At 67.4% G+C, this 5879-nt stretch carries 5 protein-coding genes; 1 reads left to right on the top strand and 4 read right to left on the bottom strand.

The features are described 5' to 3' along the window. Positions 1-315 precede the first annotated feature (315 nt). Together Q4I23_RS29820 and pgi are read right to left on the bottom strand one after the other, a co-directional pair. The gene (locus Q4I23_RS29820; RefSeq protein WP_498528618.1) at positions 316-1122 is read right to left on the bottom strand and encodes a hypothetical protein; all 807 of its coding nucleotides are present in this window, start codon (positions 1120-1122) and stop codon (positions 316-318) included. Positions 1123-1216: 94 nt separating this feature from the next. Beyond that, positions 1217-2860, bottom strand: coding sequence for a glucose-6-phosphate isomerase (pgi, locus tag Q4I23_RS29815; protein WP_498528617.1), 1644 nt, complete (start codon positions 2858-2860; stop codon positions 1217-1219). A 189-nt stretch (positions 2861-3049) separates the two neighbouring features. Between pgi and Q4I23_RS29810 the strand changes: the two genes are divergently transcribed. Beyond that, positions 3050-3217 (top strand): hypothetical protein, encoded by a 168-nt coding sequence (locus tag Q4I23_RS29810; protein ID WP_454018958.1) that lies wholly within the window; start codon positions 3050-3052, stop codon positions 3215-3217. 74 nt (positions 3218-3291) lie between these two features. On the opposite strand, the gene Q4I23_RS29805 is transcribed toward Q4I23_RS29810, so the two are convergent. Continuing rightward, positions 3292-4656, bottom strand: coding sequence for a M16 family metallopeptidase (locus Q4I23_RS29805; RefSeq protein ID WP_454018959.1), 1365 nt, complete (start codon positions 4654-4656; stop codon positions 3292-3294). Position 4657: 1 nt separating this feature from the next. Further along, complete coding sequence (locus Q4I23_RS29800) at positions 4658-5830, bottom strand: M16 family metallopeptidase (RefSeq protein WP_498528616.1); 1173 nt, start codon at positions 5828-5830, stop codon at positions 4658-4660. Positions 5831-5879 lie beyond the last annotated feature (49 nt).

Raw genomic sequence — 5879 nt, 5'->3', positions numbered from 1 at the left:
GTCTCGTGGGCTCGGAGATGTGTATAAGAGACAGAATCGGACATGATGTGACCTCCGGTTGGTAAGGGAGGCCGCCGTGACCGTCAGGAGGATTTTGCGTGCACCGCGTGCTGAAAACACAAAAGCCGCCTCGGGTCGGGCGGCTTTGGGTGCATCGTGGGTGTGCGATACCTATGCCGCCGGTGTGTACCAGCGGTACCAAAATCGCCCCAGAAGGGCGGGGGAGGTGAGGCGCACGGGGTTCATGGCGTGAACCCTACGCCCGATCGATGTGCTGCACAAGGATTTACTGCGGGAGCGTCCCGCTGCGCTGACTCAGCCGCCGTTCCTCCGCATGATCTCGGCCCTATGTGACGCCTGTTCCCTCACCATGCCTGCCACATCGTCTTCGCCCATGCCGCGGGCGGCGTCCGTGAGGCTGGACAGGGAGACGCCAGCGTCCTTCAGCTTGTTGCTTGCCGCTTCCTCTTCGCCGCTGCGGATGAAAAAGGGGTCGCCCAACTTCATGTAATAAGGCGAGATGAGCCGGGTCTGGCGTAAATGGGCGGTCGCCCGGCGGTTGCCATGGGGTTCCGCGCTGGGTTGCCCGGTGCCCGCGCCGGGCTCCACTCCGGAAAGAGCGCGCAGGATCTCGCCATAGTCGTCGGAGCCGCCCTGGCCGTTCTTGTCCAATTCTCCCAGCCGCGCGACCAGTTCCTTGCGCCGGGCCAGCGTGTCGTCGGTCGCCTTCAGCATCTCATCCGCCGTGACGGTGTTGGCGCGGGCGAAGAGGCCGCGGTTCTGGGATTCGAACATCCGGCCTCCGTTCATGAAGGCCGTGGACCGAGCCATTTTCAGGCTGCCCATCAGCGCGTTGTTCACGTCGCCGCCGGTGACCTTGCCGCTGTCCACGAGGCCGTTGAGCAGGGTGCGCTCGTTCTGCTTCAGCTTGTTGAACAGGTCCAGCGAAGGCCCCTTCAGGCTCGCCGCCAGGGGGCTCAGGGACAGCGTGTCCTTGGCGCCCGTGGTGGTGGTGGCGGTCGTTGCCGCCCCAGGAGAGCTGATTGCGCCGCCTTGGGCCGCCGACATGGTCTTCGTCGTGGCGACGGCCGGGGCGCCAGCCAGATGGGGTAAAACGTCCATCAGAGCATCCCTCACGGTCGAGCAATCCCGTGACGGTGATTTTATAGTTGTTTTCCCCCTTTGGCAATAAAACCGGAAGGCGATCCTCCGCCGCTCAGCGGTGCTTGCGGTACCAGCCGATCAGCCCGTTGGTCGAGCTGTCGTGCCCCAACGCGGCGGTCGGGCCGTTCTGGAGTTCGGGCAGGATCTTGCCGGCCAGTTGCTTGCCCAGTTCCACGCCCCACTGGTCGAAGCTGTTGATGGCCCACACGATGCCCTGGACGAACACCTTGTGCTCGTACAGCGCGATCAGCGCGCCCAGCGTGTGCGGGTCCAGCTTCTTGAACAGGATGCTGTTGGACGGCTTGTTGCCCTCGAACACGCGGTGGGGAACCAGCGGCTCGATGGCGTCGGCCGGCTTGCCGGACTTGGTCATCTCGGCGCGCACCTCGTCGGCGGTCTTGCCGCGCATCAGGGCTTCCGGCTGGGCGAAGAAGTTCGACAGCAGGATGCGGTGATGGTCGCCGATGGGGTTGTGGGTTTCCGCCGGGGCGAGGAAGTCGGCGGGCACCAGCTCCGTCCCCTGGTGGATCAGCTGGTAGAAGGCGTGCTGGCCGTTGGTGCCCGGCTCGCCGAAGACCACCGGGCCGGTGGCGTAATCCACCCGCGCGCCCTGCCGGTCCACCGTCTTGCCGTTGCTCTCCATGTCCAACTGCTGGAGATAGGCCGGGAAGCGGTGCAGATACTGGTCGTAGGGCAGCACGGCGTGGGACTTGGCGCCCCAGAAATTGACGTACCAGACGCCGAGCATCGCCATAAGCACCGGCATGTTGCGCTCCAGCGGCGCGGTGCGGAAATGCTCGTCCATGTCGTGGGCGCCGGCCAGCAGCTCGGTGAAGCGGTCCATGCCGATGCCGAGCGCGATGGACAGCCCGATCGCCGACCACAACGAATAGCGCCCGCCGACCCAATCCCAGAAGCCGAACATGTTGTCCGGGTCGATGCCGAACTTGCGCACCTCCGCCTCGTTGGTGGAGACGGCGACGAAATGCTTGGCGACATGGGCGGGGTCGCCGGCGCTCTCCAGGAACCAGCGCCGCGCGGTGTGGGCGTTGGTCAGAGTCTCCTGGGTGGTGAAGGTCTTGGACGCGATGACGAACAGCGTCGTCTCCGGGTCCAGCCATTCCAGCGTCTCGCTGATGTGGGTGCCGTCGACGTTGGAGACGAAATGCACGCCGATCTGCGGGTGCAGGTAGGGGGTCAGCGCCTCCGTCACCATCACCGGGCCGAGGTCGGACCCGCCGATGCCGATGTTGACGATGTCGGTGATCGGGTGGCCGGTGTAGCCGGTCCAGGCACCGTCGCGGACCTGCCGGACGAAGCGCTCCATCCGGTGCAGGACGGCGTTCACCTCCGGCATCACGTCCTGGCCGTCCACCATGACCGGGCGGTTGGAGCGGTTGCGCAGCGCGGTGTGCAGGACGGCGCGGTCCTCGGTGATGTTGATCCGCTCCCCGGCGAACATGCGGTCGCGCCAGCCTTCCACGTCCTGCTGGCGGGCGAGGTCGAGCAGAAGGGTCCGAGTCTCCTCGGTGATGCGATTCTTCGAATAATCGAACAGCAGGCCGCAGGCTTCCAGGGAGAAGCGGTTGAAGCGGTCGGCGTCGGCGGCGAACAGGTCGCGCATATGGAGGGTCGAAACGTCCTGGCGATGACGGGCCAGGGCTTCCCAGGCGGGCGAACGGGTGAGCGCTGACATCGGGATTTTGCCTCCTTCTCGCGTGCGCGGAGCCTAGCACCGATCGGTGCGCGCCGGGTACGCGCCAAAGCGGCGCATCCAACGTGCACAAAGGTCTAGGTGAAGCGGTCTAGTTTGAGCGGACTATGCGGGGCGGTGGATGAAACCGGCAACCGTTGCCCTGTGTTCTTTTCTGGACAGGAGGTGACCATGAGCGATCCGAACAAACCCGAACTGAACCCGCCGGGTCCGGCCGAGGAGGAACGCCGCGAGGACGAGCGGCCCGATCAGGTGGGGATCATCCCCGGCAAGGTGCCGGGCCGCCCAATCGATCCCGGCGATCCGCGCTTTCCGGGGAGCCAGCCGGATCTGGCGTAAGACCGGATCTGGCGTAAGACCGGATCTGGCGTAAGAAGGGTCGCCGCGGTGGGGGGCCCACCGCGGCGCCTTTCTCAGCTCCCCCCGTCGATGGTCCGCGTCGCGGTCACGCCTTCCGGACGGCCGACCAGCACAGTCAGCAGCCGGTTGGGGTCGAGCAGCCGCTTGGCGACGCGCTGCACGTCCGCCTGGGTGACGCCGTTGATGAAGGCGTTGCGGCGGTCGAGATAGTCGATGCCCAACTCGTCGCGCTTGACCTGGAGCAGGATGCCTGCGATCGCCTGCGTGCTGCTGAGCTGCAGCGGGAAGCTGCCGGTGAGGTAGGTCTTGGCGTCGGCCAGTTCCTCCTCCGTCACGCCCTGGTCGGCCATGCGCTTCCATTCCTGGCGCATGATGTCCAGGGCCTGACCGGCCTTGGCGTTCACCGTGTTGCCGCCGGCCATGACCAGCGCGGAATGGTCCATCGGGATCAGGTAGCTGTAGACGCCGTAGCTGAGGCCGCGCTTCTCCCGCACCTCCTCCATCAGGCGGGAGCCGAAGCCGCCGCCGCCCAGGACGTAGTTCATCACGGTCGCCGCGTACCAGTCGGGGTCGGCGCGCTTGAGCCCGGTCTGGCCCATCAGCATGACGGTCTGCGCGGTCGGTCGGGTAGCGACCAGCGTCTCGCCCAGCCCCTTCGGCTCGACGTCGGGGATGGCGGCGTTCGCGGAGGTGGCGGGCAGGCCGCCGAACACATGGTCGAGCGCGCGGCCCAGATCCTCCGGGCTGATGTCGCCCGCCGCGGCGACGACCAGCCGGTCGCGCCCGAAGCCAGTCTTCACGAAGCCGCGCAGGTCGTCCGGGGTGATCGTCGGCAGCGACTCCAGCGTGCCGCGGATCTCGTCGCCGTAGGGGTGGCCGGGGTAGGCGGTGGAATAGAACAGCCGCCGTCCGACGTAGTTGGGATCGGCCTGATCGCGGCGCAGGCTGGACAGCACGGCGGCGCGCATGCGCTCCACCGCCTCCGCGTCGAAGCGCGGCTCGGCCAGCGACAGGCGGGTCAGCTCGAACGCCTCGTCGCGGCGGTCGCTCAGCGTGCGCAGGCTGCCGCCGAAGCCGTCGCGTCCGGCGTCGTAGCCCAGCGCGATGGCGTTGTCCTGAAGCCGCGCGGCGAAGGCCTGGCTGTCATAGGGACCGGCGCCCTCGTCCAGCGTGCGGGCGGCGAGGTTGGCGAGGCCCTCCTTGCCCTTGGGGTCGGACGCGCCGGCCCCTTCGAAGGCCCATTCCAGGGCGATGATGGGGACCTTGCGGTCCTCGACCAGCCACGCCTCGATCCCGCCGGGGCTGACCACCCGCTTGATCTCGATGGCGGCTGCCGGAGTGGTGATGGCGAAGGCGAAAAGGAAAAGACAGACGCCGAAGACGCGCTTGGACACGAGGCGCTTGGATAGGACGATCATCTCAGCTTCCCTTGTCCTGGAGCGGCAGCAGAAGGCCGGTGACGTGGTTGGTCTGGCCCAGAACGGCGCGGGCGGCGGCGTTGACCTGATCGGCGGTCACCGCGTCGATGCGCACCGGCCAGTTCTCCACGTCGTCGATGCTCTGGCCGGTGGCGATGGCGGCGCCCAGCGTCTGGGCCGGGCCGGTCAGGCTGTCGCGGGCGTAGGCGGCCTCGGCCAGCATGCGCTTCTTGGCGGTGGCCACCTCCTCCTCGGTCACGCCCTTCTCGACGAGCGTCCGGATATCGGCTTCCAGCGCCGCTTCCAGCTTCTCCATGGTGACGCCGGAAGCCGGCGAGGCGCCCGCCGCCAGCGAGGTCATGTCCCAGGACGACGGGCTGTAGCCCAGCCAGGCCGAGGTCGCGATGCGCTGCTCGACGACGAGGCTGCGGTAGAGGCGGGAGGTCGGGCCGCCGCTCATGATCTCCGACAGCACCTGGAGCGGGTAGGCGTAACCCTTCTTGTCGGTGCGGTAGGAGGGGGCGAGCCAGTTGCGGCGGATCGAGGGCTGGCGCACCTCGTCGTCGCGCAGGATGACCCGGCGGGCGGCGCTGATCGGCGGCTCCTGCACGCGGACGCGCTCCGGCACCGGGCGGGTGGGGATGCCGCCGTAGTATTTCTCGGCGAGCGGCTTCAGCTCCTCCGCCGTCACGTCGCCGGACACCACCAGCACGGCGTTGTTGGGCGCGTACCAGCTCTTGTAGAAGGACTCCGCCTCCTCCCGCGTCAGCGTGGCCATCTCCTGCGGCCAGCCGATGATCGGGGTGCCGTAGGGGTGGTGGACGTAGAGGGTGGCGTTGACCTGCTCGCCAATGCGGTCGGCGGGCTCGTTCTCGATGCGCTGGCGGCGCTCCTCGATGATGACGTCGCGCTCCGGATAGACCAGCTGGTCGGTGAGGCGGAGGTTCGACATGCGGTCGGCCTCCATCTTCATCACCAGCTCCAGCCGGTCGCGCGCCACGTTCTGGAAATAAGCCGTGTAGTCCCATGAGGTGAAGGCGTTGTCGCGCCCGCCGTTCTTGGCGACGATGCGGGAGAAGGCGCCGGGCGGAACCTCCTCCGTCCCCTTGAACATCAGATGCTCCAGGAAATGGGCGATGCCCGACACGCCGCGCGGCTCATCCGCCGCACCCACCTTGTACCCTGTCTCTTATACACATCTGACGCTGCCGACGATTATACGC

It is taken from the genome of Azospirillum sp. UFLA03-27 (assembly GCF_059803775.1).
This window is presented reverse-complemented; position numbering and strand designations above follow the sequence as displayed.